Raw genomic sequence first — 17,220 nt, 5'->3', positions numbered from 1 at the left:
AAAATTTTTCACCAATGGATATCGTAAATTTAAATTTTGGAAAAACGCTTAGCAGGGAAGAAATGAGGGGAATAGCGGGTGGCAACGTCAGATGCGTGCTTACAGACGGAGAATCGTATCCCTGCGGCCATGACGATCTCGATTTGTGTGGATCGCAATGTGGCGACGCATTCGGTGACGAATGCGGGGGATGTTATGGTGGTATAGATTGATGATAATCGGTAAATCACGATGTAGACACGTCATAGCATGCATTAAACCTCCTTTAAGAATCTTACAAGGAGGTTCACAGTTTCTTAACGCCAATTGCATATGAGCCCCAATCCATGAAGTATGTAGTATTTACCATCCAAGCAGTTTTTTTCATGTTAACAGTGGCGGCTCAAGCACAGCAGCCTTTTAAGGACGGCTACAAGGTCTATTATAACATGACCTTCCAACGGGATACGAATGACGCCCAATTGACATCAGAGATGACCGAACTGCTCATCGGTGACAACCGGTCCTTGTTCCGGACGGTTTTACAGGCTGAAAAAGACACCAATAGGTACCATAGGGATCAAATAGATCACTCATTGATCAACGTTTTTACCAGTGCAAGGTACCGCATCCTTAAAAACCACGAAGACCAGGCCAGCCATTTCTATGAGGTCATAGAAATACTGGGCGGTCCTATGTGTACCTATGCCGAACCCCGGGACAGTATGGGCTGGTTCCTAACAAAAGACACCCTGACCATACACGGTTACCCATGCCAAAAAGCCTGGCTAAATTACGGTAACCGCCTTTGGGAGGCTTGGTTCACACCGGATATCCCCCTCAGTGAAGGCCCATACAAATTTTGGGGATTACCAGGATTGATTGTCCGAATCCGTGACAGTAAAGCGTCATGGATGTTTGAATTGCACCGTATCGAACGCGTCCCTGCCTTTACTTTCGACCTTTGGTTTCTGGAGGATGCGGAAGCTATGGGAAAGTTGGATTTTTATAAACGCAAACGACACCATAGAGATAACCAAATGGAAATTTACGAAGCCGCTGGAAAAATAGGCCCTTTTGAAAGCGAAGCGGTGCGACAACGATTATTTAAGAAAGCAAAGGCACATGCCGCGAAAGATAACAACTGGATAGAGCGTTATCCATAAAAGTTTATCGGGCCAACGCATTCACGCATAGGCTCACTCCAGAAAGGACAACGATTCGGCCGCCTTCATAGCCCAATACCGTCTTAAATGCATAGAACAACTAAAAAGAAAGGCGTATTGTATTTATTTACTCAGCAACATGGAATATTAAAAACGTATGCGATCTGCAAGGCAGAGGGCTACGGGAGAGCAATCAACCTGGCGAGTTGCCAGCTATTGTAAACTACACGGAATTTCCATTGACAATAAGGAAGCTCGTGATTTAAAAATTTTCACCATGAATATTTTAAATTTAAATTTTGGAGAAGCATTAACCAGGGAGCCGATGAAATCTATAATTACTTAGGTCAGGAGAATTAATTATGTTTAGATACGTCGTTTCATTGTTTGGAATTCCCTTTTCGTTGTTATTTGCCCAAGAAAAAGAAGAATTACGTTTCAACCACCAAGTTATTTACAAAGCTACTTATCAGACCGATAGCAGTAACGAGGCCAGCCGGAAGGAAATCGGCATGGAGCTGTTGCTTAACGATGAAGTATCCTTATTCCGGTCCATTCGAAAAGGGCAACGGGATTCAGCCTTTTTCGCCGAGAAAAAAGTCCAAATCGGTATGATACATTTAACTCCCGTACATAAGTTTAACTATCAGATCGTGAAAAGGGGAGATCAGATCAAAACCTACGACTCACCTTTCGGCATCAACCTTCAGGGTGTGGATGAGATTTATTATTACGATGAACCGCGGGACATGTTGGAATGGCAGATAAAAGAAGACACCTTGCGGATAGGCAAGCTGTTCTGTCAACGGGCGGACGTCTATTTCGGTAAGCGCCATTGGATTGCCTGGTTCGCGCCGGAAATACCGATACCGGACGGCCCTTATAAATTCTGCGGCCTGCCGGGACTGATTGTTTCCATTGCAGACACCAAAGGGCACTGGCAGTTTGATCTCACCAACATCCGTAGCGTGGAAAAAGTCGTCGTTCTGAACTTTCAGTCATGGTATAAATTTGTCCCGGCTACGAAAGAAAAGCTGTTTCGCGAAAGAAGACAGTTCCAAAACAGTTTGGTAGCCAACATGGAGGCGGCAGGTGCCGATTTCAGCCATCCGGCAAGTGCGGAATACACTCACGAACGCGGCAGGAAAGAATACAGCAAAAGACTGGCCGATGACAACAATTGGATAGAATTGTACCCATAGATATGCCGAAAAATATCTTTGTAACTGGTTGCAAACCCGATTATTATAAACTAATTTAATAGTTTATAAATTGCCATTTGAATGAATCATTTATGAAAAGTAAGCTGTTGATAATAATATCCCTAGTACATTTATTTTTCTTTACCGCGGCAGCACAGAACCATGAAGGGTATAAAATATACTATGACATGTCATTCCGGAAGGATAGTACAAGTTCCCTTACCACCACGGAATTGACCGAACTGCTGGTCAATGGGAGGAAATCCCTGTTTCGCACGGTTCTCCAAGCGGAACAGGATACAGCCCTGTTCTACCAAAGTTTGCAGAGACGCTCGGAACAAGCCATTTCAACTAATGCAAGATATCGTATTCTTAAAGACTATTCCGATCAAAAAACGCATTATTATGAGCAGGTTGAAACGCTGGGAGGAGTAATCTGTACCTACGTTGAATCACAGGATAGTATGATCTGGTCATTAACGAATGATACGGCCACAATCAACAAATTTTTGTGTCAGAAAGCATTACTAACCTTTGGAAAACGGACGTGGGAGGCTTGGTTCTGCCCAGATATACCCATCAGTGACGGGCCCTACAAATTCTGCGGACTGCCGGGATTGATAGTCAGAATCCGTGATCGGACTGATTCTTGGCTATTTGATCTGAAGCGGATAGAACATGTGCCGGCTTTCATAGTTGACCTCACATTTCTGCATAGCGCCGAGGTAGTGAACAAACTGGAGCTTTATAAGCGAAAATGGAATTATCGGTATAATTGGTTGCAAATCAATCAAGCGGCCGGCAATATCGGGCCGGTGGACGAAGAAATGCGGCAGCATACAAAAAACTTTTTCGAGAAATAGTTGCAAACTCGATTACTAAAAACTAATTTTATAGTTCACAAATACCGTTTGAATAATTGTTATGAAAAGTAAGCTGCTGATTATATTATGCCTGATACGTTTAACACAAGACAGTTTTAGCCAAAAAACCGGTTATCACGCACAGCATACTGATACGCTGCACTTCGACCGCCAAGTCATCTACCGAGCAACCTATCAAACAGATAGCACCGATACCGAAAGCCGCAAACAACTCGACTTTGAATTGCTGCTGAATGATGGACTTTCTTTGTTTCAATCCATAAAAAAATTCAGAGCGGATTCGGTTTATTACGCTGAAAAAAAATCTAAAAGTATGACCATAGGCTTACGGCCCGTAGACCCATTCAACTACCAAGTCATCAAAGAGACAGGGACAATAACAACATATGATTCGCCCTTCGGAATGAACTTGAATGGGAAAGAAGTAATCTACTACTACGAAGAATACCAGCAGGACTTAAATTGGGACATTAGACCAGATACCATGACCATAGCAAACTTGCTTTGCCAACGTGCCGACCTGTACTTCGGCAATCGACATTGGATAGCATGGTTTACTACTGACATCCCCATTCAGGATGGGCCTTATAAATTTGCGGGACTACCGGGCCTGATAATTTCCATATCCGACGTCAATGACTTTTGGCGTTTTGAAATGACTAATATCAGAAATATCGATAAGAACGTGGTCATCAATTTTCAGGATTGGTACGAGTTTGCCCCCGCGACTAAAGAGCGCCTTTATAGAGAGCGGCGGCATTATCAAGCCAACATATTCGATGTATACAAAACCGCTGGAGCCCTCCGATTTGAAAATGCACCCGATGAGGAACGAGCGCTTGAAGAGGCACGGAAACAAATTGCGGCCCAAATGGCAAAAGACAACAACTGGATAGAACTATACCCATGATACCATGTATATCCGCTACATCATCCTACTGATCATTTGCTTGCAGAGCAATGGGCTGCTTCATGCGCAGGTGGTCATTTCCGGCCGTGTCGTGGATTCACTTGGGCGGCCCATCGGCAATGCCAGCGTCACCTACAAAGAAATCGGAAGCCCTGCCGTCAAAGGGTATACGATGACTAAACCGGATGGTTCTTTCCGGCTTACCAGCAATACAACAAATGCAGACAGCATCGAACTGGCGGTTTCACACCTAACGTACCGGACATGGCGAGCCATCATCGCCAATAATGCCGCAGACCATGCGATCAAGCTGGAAGCAAGCTATACCGAGCTGGCGGAAGTAGACGTGGCTCCTTTTCCGATATATAAACGACGCGATACAATCAGCTACGTCGTGGATGCGTTTACCTCCCGTCAGGATAGGGTTATCGGGGATATCATCCAGAAACTACCGGGCATCGAGGTGGTGAACGGTCGCATTTATTATCAAGGGAAGCCTATACAGAAGTACATGGTAAACAACCTGGACCTGATGGAGGGACGCTACGGCATGATCAATAACAACTTGCCGGCCGATGCCGTAAAGAATGTACAGATCGTGGAGAATGACCAGCCCATCAAGGTGCTGGATTCGGTGGTCGCCTCCGACCGCGCCTCGCTCAACCTGGAATTGAAAAATCCGGTGACCACCACTGGCACGGGCCGTGTCGGCGCCGGCGCTTTGCCCGCCTTATGGGACGTCAACTTCACACCGATGGTGTTTGGCAAGACGTTCCAACTGCTTGCCAGCGGCCAAACCAACAATACGGGCAACGATGCAGCAAAGACATTGCAGCCATTTTATACCGGCGGACAGCTTTTCCATGCGGCCACCGGCAATACCCCGGGTCCGTCTTATCTTTCCGTCCGCGACGTAACAAGCCCTGGCTTCGATGAAGCAAAATGGCTGGACAACCGACTGTTCTTGATCAGCGCAAATGCACTTCAAAAGCTATCCAGCGGATTGGAAGTCAAAGGAAATATCGCTTTCTATAATGACCGCCGGCAACGCCGGGGATATACGGCCACGAACGTGTTTGCCCCGGATCAGCAAATCCTGTTGACGGAAGCCGTGGACAACCGCTACCGCCTAAATGATCTGACAGTTGGCCTGTTGCTGGAAAAGAACGAAAAGCAGGTATACCTGCGGAATAAACTGAACTACCACAGCCGCTGGAATAGAGACCGCGGTGCCCTGCGGCTGAATACGGCAAACGATATCTCGCAGAATCGCACCTACGATGATTTCAGCCTGCTGAACAATCTGTCGCTGGCACGTTTCATTGGCAAGCAACTCATCACTATTCAGTCGGATGTGGAAATCATGCAGACGCCGCAGCACCTCGTTGTTCAGCCCGGTCAATTGCTGGAGGCACTGAATAACGGCGAGCCTTACGAACGGATGCGGCAACGCATCGATTACCGAAGCCTGCGTACAGAAAACGAACTCAGCTTCGTTCGCCGGATTGGATGGCTGTCCGTCACACCATCGCTTATGGTCAATTATCGTTCCAGCACCTTAAAAACCGGCATAACCACTACCGTAGATGGTGAGGCTAACGACTTGGGCGCAGGCTATTGGAACGATATGGTGGCCAGCAGGGGGCAATTAGCCATGGGATTCCGCCTCAACTATGAGCGTGGCAATTGGAAGCTATCGGGCAACCTTCCCTATTCCCTCCACCTGTTTGATGTGGAGCAGCAAGGCGAACGGCCGTTGCGGCATGTGACGAGGAACACGTTCAATCCGGAAGCGTCGGTGCGTTATGCCCTGAGCAGTCGGCAGGAGCTGGGGATTACCTCTTCCTATGGCCGGCAATTCGAGGAGATGAACAACTTTTACAACGCCTACATTGCCAGCACATACCGGAGCCTCCTGCGGTACAGCGCACGCCTACTAAGCAACCAAGGGGTAAGTACGGCCGTCTCCTACAACTTCAACCACACCCTGAAGGGCATTTTCGCCAACGCCAGCTACAACTATGCCAACCGGATACAGGACTACCTCTTTCAGACTTCGATAGATTCACTCGCGCAATCCGTAATAAGCATCGCGAATCGCAGCGGCAGAAATACCATGCATCGCCTATCGGCAGGTTACGGCCATTTCTTTGCCCATAGTAAGACGGTGGTCAAACTGCAGGCCAATGCCGGCTTGGGACAGGCCGACTACTTGTTGAATGGCGTAATGGCCAAACGCAAAAGCCGTTCATGGGACGGCTCATTTGAAGTGGTCAACTCGAAGTGGCACTTCCTTGGATTTTCGTACAAGTTGGTCCATGGCTATGGGAAGACTTTGCTGGCTATGGGGGAGTCCAATACCGTGGTCTACCAAAACCACTTTTTACAGGCCAGCACGCACATCGGCGACCGGCATAGCTTCGCCGTCCAGAATGCCTACTACTTGAACAATATCGAAGGTATCCGTCCTCAATACTTCGTGGACTGCTCCTACACCTATCACCTCAAAAAATGGAAAACCGACATCGTGCTGAACGCGCAGAACCTATTAGATAATAGTCGCTATACCCAACAATTCTCCAGCGACTACCAACTGGTCGAAACGTACTTTGAACTTAGGCCAAGGCAGTTCGTCGTTTCGACGCGATTCAGGTTTTAAGAGCTGATTGGCGACCAATCCGCTCGCTCAACTTCCGGTAAAGCTCGGCTAAGTCAGGCTGGCCGTCCAACAGCGCCAAATGCCGCTGCATCGTGCCGATGTCATTGCGCACGGCCGGCCCCGTCTGCACATCCTCAGGCTCGTGCATCATCACCTTCTCCGCCGTCTCAAGGATGAGTGGCCGGATAAGTCCGAAATCAAGCCCGTGTTCGCGAAGAATGCCTGCCCCGATGGCATACAGGTGGTTAGCGAAATTGCAGGCGAACACCGCCGCTACATGCAGGGAAAGGCGCTGCCCCGAATCACAGGGGAAAACACGGGTGGACAAACTTTCCCCGAGCCGGGCAAGCGCGGTATATGTCGCCGGATCGGAAGCTTCCACAGCGACAGGAACCGCCGAGAAATCAACTGCCTTGGCCTTGGAAAAGGTTTGTACAGGGTACACGACGCCATACCGCTCCGCGTGTCCTGCAAATACCTCCATAGCTACGCTTCCGGCTGTATGGACGACGATACCGTTCGACGATGGTGGCAACTGCGCCGCCACCTGCGCGATAGCATCATCCTTTACAGCGATGACATACACGTCTGCATTGGGTTCAACGACCGCGAGGTCGTCAATTGCCCGGGCATTGACCGCATCAGCTAATACCATGGCGTGCGCTTGGGTAGGGCTGTATACCTGCGTGATGCGGTGTCCGGCATCCACAAGCGCCCGGCCCAAATGTGTCGCCACATTACCGCTGCCAAGCAAAACAATATTCATCAGACCTTTTCGGGTTTAATCTCTTTGTTGCGTCGGAAGATGGAAAGCAAAAAGCCAATGGTCATTACAATAGCCCCGCACCAGAAGAAATTGATGTAAGGGAATTTGATAGCCTTAAACACGATCCACTTTTTCTCCGGTACCGGCTTTTGGTACACCATGACTTCCAGCTTATCTTTCTGCGGGATGATGTTGCTGAACCGGAGCCGCAGTCCCTGCTCTTCGACGTCTTTGAATAAATCAAATGTGCTGCCTCCGCGAATCAGGAATACAGGCTCCGCGTCGTAAGATTCGCCGCTCACTGCATGTACCTTCAGCTTGAGCCCGACAATGACGTCATCATCCCGGCGGGGGATGTTCTGTACCGTGGCATCGCGGTTGATACCTTCCACCACAATATAGCCATTGCGATAGCGCAGCGTATCCCCGATATTGGTTTCGTAGATAGCCGGTTCTTCGTAATCCTCAAAACCTCCCTGATCACCCGGTTGGGCTTGCTGGTGTGCATCCGACATCGCGGCGGTGATCAACGTATATATATCATGGGTCAGGTAATGCTTGGTTGCCGGGGTACCGATGAGCCCCCCCATCTGTGGGTTGTTCTGTGCAAACGGCCGAAGCTGGAAACGCTCGGTCACCCTGCCAGTTTCCTCATCTATCTTTTCATAGTTGATTTTGTAGTATACGTTGGGGCGCGCTACGCTATCACCTACGTACGTGATGCGGTAATCACCCATTTGCACGGGCTCGCCCTCGGTGAGAAAGAGGTTGTCACCGGGTTTTTCGACCTGGTCAAAGCCTGCCACCGCAATGTAATTGCTACTGTTGACCGAAATCACTTCGTTTGTTGCGGCAGCTACCAGCGCACCGATAAGCAACAACCCAAACCCAATATGTGCCACTGCTGATCCGGTGAGCTTCCATTTACCCTTGATGGCCTCACCCAATATCCTGCCATTGGCCACAACAGCATAGGCAGCGGAAAACACCAACAGGATATACATAAAATTGGTATATACGCCGGTGATATACACCACAAGGGCGGTAACGACCATGGCGACAACCAACGATGCGATAGCCGCAGCGTAAAACTTGCGTACATCCGTACGCTTGTATTTCATGAATTGCGTAAAGGCCGAAAGTAGGCCAACGACTACAGCAAAGCCCGCCTGCCACTTATTGTAATGCTGCACCGGCTCAACAGGAGGAGCTACCTTGGTTCCAAAAACAGCATTGAATACGGGGATGGACGTCGATGAGATAATCTGTACGCAGGCGACCGAGAGCACCAATGCACCGATAAACAACCAGAACTCCCGTGAATAGATGTCTTCTTCTTTCGGTGTTGACGGCATGCGCTTCTTGTGCTTGACCAGCAAGTAGACCATGATACCGAGGAAGATAACGTTGAACGCCACCAACTGCCAGTAAAGTCCCAGATCGGTAAAGGAATGTACAGAAGTCTCTCCCAGCACACCACTGCGGGTAAGAAACGATGCATAGATGACGAGTACGAAGCTGACCAGCACCAAAAAGGTAGCGGTAAAGTATGAGTGGCCCGAATTTTTGTATGCCACCATGACGTGTACTGCTGCAATGAGGGTAAGCCAGGGAATAATCGAAGCATTCTCGACTGGATCCCAAGCCCAGAATCCTCCAAAATTAAGCGCCTCATATGCCCAAAACGAGCCCATGATGATACCTGCCCCAAGCGTCATGACAGCAAAGAGCGCCCATGGGATACCGGGTGTAATCCACTCGTGATATCGTCGCTGCCACAATCCGGCCACACCATAGGCAAAGGGCACAATCATCGCCGCAAAGCCAAGAAAAAGTGTGGGAGGATGGATGACCATCCAATAATTCTGCAACAACGGATTAAGGCCCCGGCCATCGGTAACCATGGTCAAGTAATCCGGGTTGGCAAAAATCGGTCCCGGTATAGCCTCCCGTAGCAGAATAAATGGCGAGCTGCCCACGCGCTCACCGAAAATCTCGACGCCGATAAGCATCGAGCCCAATACAGCTTGGCAAAGCATGACTACCGCCATCACGGGATTTTCCCAGCTTTTCGCCTTGAACACCAACACGATTCCCAGTACAATCTGCCAAAACATCCACAGCCAAAAGCTGCCCTCCTGGCCTTCCCAAAAACTGGAAATAATGTAATGGGTGGGCAATGCCCTGGATGAATGGGCCCAGGCATAATGATACTCAAACAGGTGGCTGTAAATGATGTAATACAAACAGGTACCGATACCCACCACGGCCACCACGTTTGCCCAAAAAGCAAACCGTGCAATGGTTTTCCATGACTGTTCTTCTTTGTGGTTGGCAGCGAAATAGTAGCTGATGCAAGACAATAATGCTGTCCCAAACGAAAGAATGACAAAGAGTTGCCCTACTTTCCCGGGCAGCAGGTTTTCACCTACATACGTTATATCCATTTATTGTGTCCTATCGATTATCGGTTGGAACGAAGCTCAAAGCCTGTGCAGCGGTTGCCTCAGTCACCTCTACCTCGTCTTGGTTATATTTAGAAGGGCATTTCATCAAAATCTTGCTGGCGTGAAATTCATCCCCCACCATTTTGCCCGTCAGTACAATCTGCTCCGAACGCTCAATGTCCTGCGGCTTTGCGCCCCGGAACACGACCCTGCATTCGGTGCTGTCGTTGTCATACATATAAAACGAAAAATGGTTGGCGTCTACGGTTGGATTATAGACCAAATCCTTTTCCTTATTCAGCACACCGACCACATATAATTCAGCTTGCTTTTCCCTCGCTTCGGTGAACGTTGAATACGTACTTGAATCTGTGTATATCACAATAATCATCGCGATAGCAATAGCAATGATGATGATTCCTATTACCGAACTTTTCTTCATGTCATTATCCCCCAATGGATTAATACCGGAATGCAAAATTACGAATTGGAAAATGAAGCTACGAATATTGCAACTGATTGCTATTTTTTAGAACTATTCTAAATTAGAAGAGTAGGTCGTAAGCGTATAAGCTAATGCATATAGCTTATAACCAAAAGCATCAAAAAAATCAGTATGTTTGCTACGGCGAGATACAGCTACACCATTCATGATCAACAGCCTATATAGTCGTCCCAAAGTTTACGCCGTGGCCGTGCTATTTTTTGTTTACACTGGAGGCCTTGCACAACACACACCCCGATCTGAATTTAATTTCAGAAATGACAACGATCTTTATTTGTTCAATAAACAGGATCAATACTATACAAACGGTGTTTTCTTCAATATCCGCAAAACTGTCGATAGCGTTTCGCTGTCACCTAACGAGGTGAACAGGCTTTGGGGCATCACAATCGGGCAAAAAATATACAATGCATATACCGCGCACATCCGCTACATTGAGGAGGTCGACCGGCCGATAACGGCTTATCTTTTCCTCGCGGTGGATATCGACCGGTATTTTGCCAACGAATCGTTCGTGTCCTTGGCTGGTGAAGTCGGCACCATCGGGCAGCGTGCATTCGGACGGCAGCTTCAGGAAGGCATCCACAACGTGCTAAACTTGTACGAGATCGCGGGCTGGGAATACCAGCTGGAGAATGCCTTCGGTATCGACGCGGCGGTTCAATATGGCAGACTATTGTATCGCAATGCGCGGCAATGGTTTGACCTATCGGCTGGAGCCGAAGCCAAATTGGGCTTAAATCATACCGGATTATCCGTCGCGCCGACGATCCGGCTGGGACGTTTAAACCCGCTCCACCAATCCGCTTACACGTCCAGCCGGTTGCAAACGAAGGCAAAGCCTGTCGGCGATGAGCTGTTTTTTTATTACAGCCCGCTGCTGAATTTTGTGGGCTACAATGCTACGCTCCAAGGGGGCATGTTCCTGCGCGACAAGGGGCCGGTGACACACGACCCGGCGCGCTTGGTGTGGTACAACCAGTTTGGCGTGATGTATGCCCGGAGTGCGCTTACACTCCGCCTGCATTACATTTTCTATACGAAGGAGGTCCCCGGAATGTTTTTCAGGCATCGCTATGGTTCGGTGGGAATGAGCTACAGGTTTTAAAGCCAATCCTTTTTGCGGTTGATCTTACGCAGCGCCTGCCGCCGCTTGGCATCAAGACGCTTTTCCAAGGCTGCCTTCGATGGCTTCGTTGCTTTACGGGGCTGCCTGACCCGGGTCGCACTGGCCAATAGCTCAACCAGCTTCTGCAGTGCAATTTCTTTATTCTGCAGTTGGCTGCGGGTTTCCTGGCTGGTCACCTGCAATAATCCATTGCTTTGCAAGCGCCTCGATAGGTGTTTCCGGATATGTTCCTTTTCGTCTGCTGAAAAGAACGGCGCGGCATCAATGTCAAACAGCAGGGTGACCTTGGTTTCCACCTTATTGACATGCTGGCCGCCACTGCCGCCGCTTCTGGAAGTCTGAAATTGCACATAGGGCAATAAGGCCTCCGTATCGAGCTGCTTATTCCATGCCATCCGCTTCTCCCCCTTCATTTGAATGCACTGCATGCTTGCCCAAAGCGAAGCGGCTGACCAGCATCGCCGCCACCGTATCCCCCGTGGCATTCAATACCGTAGCCATAGGGTCTACGAGGGTACCGATGATCATGACCGCAGGAATGGCTTCCGTGGGCAATCCGTACACCGATATCATCAGCATCTCCCCAATGTATCCACCATTGGGGATGCCGCCCGCTACGATGCTGACCAATACGGTGATGCCTAAGGCCGTCAGCAAGGTCATCGGTTCAAAAAAATCCCAGCCGATAAGCACGAAAGCAACATAGATCTTAATGATGCTGGACATGGATGAACCATTCTTATGCAACGTGGTGCCCAGCGGAATCACCACGTTGGCTACCGCGGGGGGGATGCCCATGCCGGGCGCTGCGGCAAGATTGACTGGCATCGTCGCAATACTGCTGCACGTACTGATAGCCGTAGCGGAAGGCAGGATATTATTTTTCCAAAACCGGCGTACGCCGGTTTTGCCCGCGGCCACATACGCATAAAAGCTGAAAAACACGGCAAAATAAAATGCGCCCAAAAGATAGTACAACCCCAATGGCTTGGCATAAAAGCCAAAGAGTGCAGGGCCAATGGTCCCCACCTGATACGCAAAATACGCACCAAGACCAAGGGGAGCGACCTTCATAATGAGCATAAGCAAATGCTTCATGACCTCATTTGCTGACAACAAAAACCTTCTGAACGGCGCACCTGCCTCCCCCGATCGCTGAGCAGCAACTCCTAAAAGAAAAGAGAAGATGACAAACGCCAGCATATTTTCGCGAGAAAGCAACTTATAAAATTCATCAACCGTCACAAACCTGACCAGCCTATCGCCCCACGTGTCATTGGGATCGTCCTCGAGCAACGTACTTGCGGGCTCCTGAACGGCTTGCGGCGCTTCGACGGGAAAAAACCACAACGCAATAATCGTGCATACACCCGCTATGAGAATCGTGCCCAAAAATACGCCGGCCATGGTGGAGATAATCCGCCCAAGCTTCTGCGACCCGTCTATATTGGCCACGGCCGAGGCGATGGCAAAGAACAACAGTGGAATGACCGCGGCGAACAACAGGTTGAGAAAGACGTCTCCCAAAGGCTTGATCCAGACAACGGTGCCGGGAAAAAAACCACCGACAAAGCTGCCTACCACGATGCCGAGCAACAAGAGCAGGATACTGCCGTAACTACGCAAGAAGTTGGAGGTCTGCCTTTCCATATTTTCGTCACTAAAGTAGTGGATTTATTTTATGTTTGCACAACATGAAGGAATTTGTTGTCACGGCGGACGGCTCAAAAACGTTGTATCATCCCGATATAGGCGAACATTATCACTCGCGGCACGGTGCCGTGCAGGAAAGTAGGCATGTATTCCTTGGTATGGGATTACAACATTTCCTGGCGTCACCTGCTATTCGGCGTGCTTCGGTGCTGGAGATCGGCTTCGGTACAGGGCTTAACTTTCTGCTGAGCGCAGACTATTGCATCCAGCATGCCGTGACGTTGGACTATACGGGCGTGGAGGCGTACCCACTACCCATCGAAATCATCTCACAAACCGGCTATGACGCATACGTTGGGCGGGAGGTTTGGCATTCCTTTCTATCATCCTATTCCAACAGCCAGCGGCAAGCGCAAACATTCGCAGCCGGAAGCTCGCTGGAAGTTATGACGACTGATGTGTTGCAGTTTGTGACCAGCAAGCGGTTTGACGTCCTCTATTTTGATGCATTTGCGGCGGTACACCAGCCGGAGATGTGGTCTGCTGAAACACTAAAGCACGTATGCGGATACCTGAAACCTGGCGGTATATTCGTTACCTACGCCATCACCGGCCACCTCAAACGCGCGATGAGTGCGTTGGGCTTTGCTATTGAAAAAGTACCCGGAGCACCTGGAAAACGGGAGATGCTCAGGGCAACAAAGAACAGTTAATTTACTAATGATCGTGCGAGCCATCCGGGCCATGCGAATGCCCGTGTGCCAGTTCATCGGGCGTAGCCTCACGAACGGATAACACTTCGATGGAAAAATGCAGGTTTTGTCCGGCCATGGGATGATTGAGATCGACGACAACCACCTCAGGGCTGACTTCCGTCACTTTGCCCCGGAATTGGTTGCCCTGGTTGTCCTGCAGCGGCAAAATCTGCCCGACGGCGGGAATGCCGCTTTCCCTAAACATGTCGATAGGCAATGAAGCGATTGCTTGCTCGTTGACTTCGCCATATGCGTCTTCCGCAGCCAGTTCAAAATCCGTTGTATCACCCGCCGCCAACCCGGCTATGTTTTCTTCAAATTTGGGCAACATCATGCCCACACCGTACAGGAAATCCAGCGGGTTGTCCTTGCCGGCTTCCTCTACAAAAGTTCTCTTGCCATCTTCAACGGTGTGGAGTTTGTAGGTCAGCGTCACCACGCTGTTGGGTTCTATAGTCATTGTTTTAAAAATTATGGGCATGGCACGCATACCCCAGTTATCATTGTGTAATTAATTCCAACAGTTCTTCCACATGCTCCACGGGCAAGCTACATGTTTTGTTACGGCATACATAGGCTTTTGTTGCATGTCCTACCCTCCCTGCTAACAACGGAAGGGTCTCCTTTGTTCCTCCCAATACGATTTTGTTTGGGATGTAATAGTTGTCGAGCTCCTTACGCATCTCGGAATGGCCGGCACCGGTAAATACAATTTCATAGCATCCATAAACTTGCTCAAGCAGTTGTATAGCCCAATTGGAATAGGCCGAACCATAAGCCTCCATATGGGGCACCACATTGGCCAACACCTGCGAGCCAATAGCTATATATTGCTGTTTATCAAAAATCAAGCCCAACCGGTAAAGCTGCCGAACAATGGTGGAAGTAGAAGACGGGATAACATTATCCATAATTTCCTGTTTGCGGGCAATCAGCTCTTCGGCAGTGGCCGACGTAAAATAAAATGCCGCCGCCTCTTGGTCATAAAAATGGCTCAATACATACTCCATCAACCGTTTTGCCTCGTAAAGCCAGGTTTCATCGAAGGTGGCTTCATACAACGATACAAAGGCATCGATGCAACACGCATAGTCATCAAGGAAACCCATAATTATTTTTCCATTTGCCTCGGGTTGATGGAGTAGGCCGCCGTCTTTGGCATACAAATAATGCCGTATAAATTGCGCATTGTCCAATGCGGCCTTCAAATAGGCTGGCACATCAAAAACCCGATAAGCATCTACAAACCCCTTAAGCATCAGCCCATTCCAAGACGCAAGCAGCTTATCATCCAATCCTGGGCGCACGCGTATACTGCGATAATCAAGCAACCGCTGTTTGCTCTGGGCAAGGTACTTTTCCCATTCTTCGGTGGAAAAACCGGCCTCATGTGCCATTTTGTCTGCTTCGACATCAATTTTCAGCACATTCGTTTGTTCTTCTTCCCAGTTGCCTTCTTCGGTAACACCGAAGTAACGGATAAACAACTCGGCATCGGCTCCCAGTATTTGTGCGATCTCGGATTGGTGAAACGTATAGAACTTGCCTTCCACGCCTTCACTATCCGCGTCCAGCGCACAGTAAAACCCGCCTTGGGGGCTGGTCATTTCGCGCAGCACCCACTCCAAAGTTTCGGCCACCACCCGCTTATATTGCTCAATGGGGCGCTGTTGCCAAGCCTCCGCATATAGACTGACCAACTGCGCATTGTCATATAACATTTTTTCGAAGTGCGGGATATGCCATTGCCCATCTACCGCGTAGCGGGCGAACCCACCACCCACATGGTCGTAGATGCCTCCAGAAGCAATTTTTTGAAGGGTAAAATGCACATGCTCCAACACGTCGCTATCTTGCGCCAGTACAGCATAACGCAACAGAAACAACCAATTATTGGGCAAGGGAAACTTAGGCACGCGCTTATAGCCGCCCTCCTGCTTGTCAAAAAGGCGCTTCCAGGGCGTGACAATGGCTTGCAGATCGTCTGTCGAATACGCTTCAGGGATGCGGTTTATAGGTAATTGCTCACTCTGCCTGACGCCCGCAGTCAATCGATCGGCGTAGTCATAGGCCACTTCCGGCCGCTCGCGCCACATTTCATTTAATTGCAGCAAGACATTCCGCCAGTCATCCGGGCGGAAATAGGTACCCCCATAAATTGGCCGCCCATCGGGCAGGCAGACGCAATTGAGTGGCCATCCCCCTTGATTGGTCATCAGCTGCACGGCAATCATGTAAATCTGGTCGATGTCGGGCCGCTCTTCGCGGTCTACTTTGACCGACACGAAATGCGCGTTCATCACGGCCGCGATATCCTCGTTTTCAAAACTCTCGCGCTCCATCACATGGCACCAATGGCAGGCTGAATAACCGATGCTGACGATGAGCAGCTTATTTTCTGCCTTGGCTTTGTTCAGTGCTTCCGCACTCCATGGATACCACGCCACCGGATTGTGCTGATGCTGCCGTAGGTAAGGCGATGTTTCGTTATGAAGTTTATTGGGCATGTGACAATAAAGGTAATCGTTATGGATAAACAAACCAAGCATTAATTCCTGTTCCCCCGCTTACGGACGCCCAATCATCGATGTCATCGAACCGGATATGTACGATGCCGCAAGTAGGCACGTTATAAATGTCATCATTAGCCAAGTAATTAGCCAACAGGGTGATTCCGGGGTTATGTCCGAAAAGCGCTACACTGCTGTAGTCATCACTCAATTCGTTGATGACTTGGAGCAACGTATCCGGTAGCGCTTCATAGATACGGTTGTCGGTCTGGATGTCACTCACCGGCACCGCTAAGTGCTCGGCAAATATCTGCGCCGTAGTGATGGCCCGTTTGGCCGGGCTGCTAACGAGTTGTTGTGGCTGAACGGTATGGCTGCCCAAACGTATTGCCATCTGAGGTGCATTTTTAAACCCACGGGCATTCAGTGGTCGGTCAAAGTCGCTAACATCAAAACTCCAATCTGATTTCGCATGCCGGATGACGAATAAATGTTTGGCCATAACTACTTCGTTTCTTACCCACTTTCGGACAATAATCATGCCCTCGTTGTCGGTAATTTTGGCACATGTTTTGCCTTTTTTTCTGCCATATTCCGTTAACGGCATGCTGCTAACCTGCAAAATACCAGACAAAGCAGCGTTGCGTGGAAGAAC

The 17,220-nt window shown here is 49.2% G+C and carries 16 protein-coding genes; 8 read left to right on the top strand and 8 right to left on the bottom strand.

What is annotated here, in order from left to right; genetic code table 11:
* Positions 1–14: 14 nt before the first annotated feature.
* The 6 genes from B5X72_RS20480 (at position 15) to B5X72_RS00555 (ending at position 6,800) form a co-directional block, all read left to right on the top strand.
* The gene (locus B5X72_RS20480; protein ID WP_139378468.1) at positions 15–212 is read left to right on the top strand and encodes a hypothetical protein; all 198 of its coding nucleotides are present in this window, start codon (positions 15–17) and stop codon (positions 210–212) included.
* A 114-nt stretch (positions 213–326) separates the two neighbouring features.
* Positions 327–1,145 carry a GLPGLI family protein gene (locus B5X72_RS00575; RefSeq protein WP_079714862.1) on the top strand — a complete coding sequence of 273 codons (819 nt, stop codon included), beginning with the start codon at positions 327–329 and terminating at the stop codon, positions 1,143–1,145.
* Between the two features lie 362 nt (positions 1,146–1,507).
* Entirely contained in the window at positions 1,508–2,347 is an 840-nt protein-coding gene (locus B5X72_RS00570; protein WP_079714861.1) for a GLPGLI family protein, read from the top strand.
* Positions 2,348–2,439: 92 nt separating this feature from the next.
* Entirely contained in the window at positions 2,440–3,210 is a 771-nt protein-coding gene (locus B5X72_RS00565) for a GLPGLI family protein (RefSeq protein ID WP_079714860.1), read from the top strand.
* A 61-nt stretch (positions 3,211–3,271) separates the two neighbouring features.
* On the top strand, positions 3,272–4,141 hold the full coding sequence (locus B5X72_RS00560; protein ID WP_079714859.1) for a GLPGLI family protein: 870 nt from the start codon (positions 3,272–3,274) through the stop codon (positions 4,139–4,141).
* A gap of 4 nt (positions 4,142–4,145) precedes the next feature.
* Positions 4,146–6,800 carry a carboxypeptidase-like regulatory domain-containing protein gene (locus B5X72_RS00555; RefSeq protein ID WP_079714858.1) on the top strand — a complete coding sequence of 885 codons (2,655 nt, stop codon included), beginning with the start codon at positions 4,146–4,148 and terminating at the stop codon, positions 6,798–6,800.
* On the opposite strand, the gene B5X72_RS00550 is transcribed toward B5X72_RS00555, so the two are convergent.
* From B5X72_RS00550 to B5X72_RS00540, 3 genes are read right to left on the bottom strand one after another with little or no spacing between them, the layout of a single operon-like run.
* Complete coding sequence (locus tag B5X72_RS00550; RefSeq protein WP_079714857.1) at positions 6,790–7,566, bottom strand: Rossmann-like and DUF2520 domain-containing protein; 777 nt, start codon at positions 7,564–7,566, stop codon at positions 6,790–6,792. The two genes, B5X72_RS00555 and B5X72_RS00550, sit on opposite strands and share 11 nt — an antisense overlap.
* On the bottom strand, positions 7,566–10,013 hold the full coding sequence (locus B5X72_RS00545; RefSeq protein WP_079714856.1) for a heme lyase CcmF/NrfE family subunit: 2,448 nt from the start codon (positions 10,011–10,013) through the stop codon (positions 7,566–7,568). Before B5X72_RS00545 ends, B5X72_RS00550 begins: the two co-directional genes overlap by 1 nt.
* Before the next feature lie 10 nt (positions 10,014–10,023).
* Positions 10,024–10,455: a cytochrome c maturation protein CcmE domain-containing protein gene (locus tag B5X72_RS00540; RefSeq protein ID WP_079714855.1), complete on the bottom strand. Its 432-nt coding sequence runs from the start codon at positions 10,453–10,455 to the stop codon at positions 10,024–10,026.
* A 208-nt stretch (positions 10,456–10,663) separates the two neighbouring features.
* On the opposite strand from B5X72_RS00540, the gene B5X72_RS00535 reads away from it, so the two are divergent.
* The gene (locus tag B5X72_RS00535; RefSeq protein ID WP_079714854.1) at positions 10,664–11,626 is read left to right on the top strand and encodes a lipid A deacylase LpxR family protein; all 963 of its coding nucleotides are present in this window, start codon (positions 10,664–10,666) and stop codon (positions 11,624–11,626) included.
* Here B5X72_RS00535 and arfB read toward each other — a convergent pair.
* Positions 11,623–12,060, bottom strand: coding sequence for an alternative ribosome rescue aminoacyl-tRNA hydrolase ArfB (arfB, locus tag B5X72_RS00530; protein ID WP_233632426.1), 438 nt, complete (start codon positions 12,058–12,060; stop codon positions 11,623–11,625). The two genes, B5X72_RS00535 and arfB, sit on opposite strands and share 4 nt — an antisense overlap.
* Entirely contained in the window at positions 12,029–13,297 is a 1,269-nt protein-coding gene (locus B5X72_RS00525) for a dicarboxylate/amino acid:cation symporter (protein WP_079714853.1), read from the bottom strand. Before B5X72_RS00525 ends, arfB begins: the two co-directional genes overlap by 32 nt.
* 44 nt (positions 13,298–13,341) lie before the next feature.
* On the opposite strand from B5X72_RS00525, the gene mnmD reads away from it, so the two are divergent.
* Entirely contained in the window at positions 13,342–14,013 is a 672-nt protein-coding gene (mnmD, locus tag B5X72_RS00520; protein WP_079714852.1) for a tRNA (5-methylaminomethyl-2-thiouridine)(34)-methyltransferase MnmC2, read from the top strand.
* A 4-nt stretch (positions 14,014–14,017) separates the two neighbouring features.
* Here the strand turns inward: mnmD and B5X72_RS00515 are convergent, their stop codons facing one another.
* Genes B5X72_RS00515 through B5X72_RS00505 form a run of 3 tightly spaced genes read right to left on the bottom strand, consistent with a single transcriptional unit; the run spans position 14,018 to position 17,067 of the window.
* Entirely contained in the window at positions 14,018–14,515 is a 498-nt protein-coding gene (locus tag B5X72_RS00515; RefSeq protein WP_079715371.1) for an FKBP-type peptidyl-prolyl cis-trans isomerase, read from the bottom strand.
* 40 nt (positions 14,516–14,555) lie between these two features.
* The gene (locus B5X72_RS00510) at positions 14,556–16,562 is read right to left on the bottom strand and encodes a thioredoxin domain-containing protein (RefSeq protein ID WP_079714851.1); all 2,007 of its coding nucleotides are present in this window, start codon (positions 16,560–16,562) and stop codon (positions 14,556–14,558) included.
* 19 nt (positions 16,563–16,581) lie between these two features.
* On the bottom strand, positions 16,582–17,067 hold the full coding sequence (locus B5X72_RS00505) for a SixA phosphatase family protein (RefSeq protein WP_079715370.1): 486 nt from the start codon (positions 17,065–17,067) through the stop codon (positions 16,582–16,584).
* Between the last annotated feature and the right edge of the window lie 153 nt (positions 17,068–17,220).

The sequence above is a fragment of the Parapedobacter luteus genome (assembly GCF_900168055.1).
Lineage (GTDB): Bacteria > Bacteroidota > Bacteroidia > Sphingobacteriales > Sphingobacteriaceae > Parapedobacter > Parapedobacter luteus.
This window is presented reverse-complemented; position numbering and strand designations above follow the sequence as displayed.

Bases quoted from the DNA above. Each gene is read 5' to 3' on its own strand.
- B5X72_RS20480 (WP_139378468.1), top strand. From the start codon at position 15: ATGGATATCGTAAATTTAAATTTTGGAAAAACGCTTAGCAGGGAAGAA.
- B5X72_RS00575 (WP_079714862.1), top strand. From the start codon at position 327: ATGAAGTATGTAGTATTTACCATCCAAGCAGTTTTTTTCATGTTAACA.
- B5X72_RS00570 (WP_079714861.1), top strand. From the start codon at position 1,508: ATGTTTAGATACGTCGTTTCATTGTTTGGAATTCCCTTTTCGTTGTTA.
- B5X72_RS00565 (WP_079714860.1), top strand. From the start codon at position 2,440: ATGAAAAGTAAGCTGTTGATAATAATATCCCTAGTACATTTATTTTTC.
- B5X72_RS00560 (WP_079714859.1), top strand. From the start codon at position 3,272: ATGAAAAGTAAGCTGCTGATTATATTATGCCTGATACGTTTAACACAA.
- B5X72_RS00555 (WP_079714858.1), top strand. From the start codon at position 4,146: ATGTATATCCGCTACATCATCCTACTGATCATTTGCTTGCAGAGCAAT.
- B5X72_RS00550 (WP_079714857.1), bottom strand. From the start codon at position 7,566: ATGAATATTGTTTTGCTTGGCAGCGGTAATGTGGCGACACATTTGGGC.
- B5X72_RS00545 (WP_079714856.1), bottom strand. From the start codon at position 10,013: ATGGATATAACGTATGTAGGTGAAAACCTGCTGCCCGGGAAAGTAGGG.
- B5X72_RS00540 (WP_079714855.1), bottom strand. From the start codon at position 10,455: ATGAAGAAAAGTTCGGTAATAGGAATCATCATCATTGCTATTGCTATC.
- B5X72_RS00535 (WP_079714854.1), top strand. From the start codon at position 10,664: ATGATCAACAGCCTATATAGTCGTCCCAAAGTTTACGCCGTGGCCGTG.
- arfB (WP_233632426.1), bottom strand. From the start codon at position 12,060: ATGAAGGGGGAGAAGCGGATGGCATGGAATAAGCAGCTCGATACGGAG.
- B5X72_RS00525 (WP_079714853.1), bottom strand. From the start codon at position 13,297: ATGGAAAGGCAGACCTCCAACTTCTTGCGTAGTTACGGCAGTATCCTG.
- mnmD (WP_079714852.1), top strand. From the start codon at position 13,342: ATGAAGGAATTTGTTGTCACGGCGGACGGCTCAAAAACGTTGTATCAT.
- B5X72_RS00515 (WP_079715371.1), bottom strand. From the start codon at position 14,515: ATGACTATAGAACCCAACAGCGTGGTGACGCTGACCTACAAACTCCAC.
- B5X72_RS00510 (WP_079714851.1), bottom strand. From the start codon at position 16,562: ATGCCCAATAAACTTCATAACGAAACATCGCCTTACCTACGGCAGCAT.
- B5X72_RS00505 (WP_079715370.1), bottom strand. From the start codon at position 17,067: ATGGCCAAACATTTATTCGTCATCCGGCATGCGAAATCAGATTGGAGT.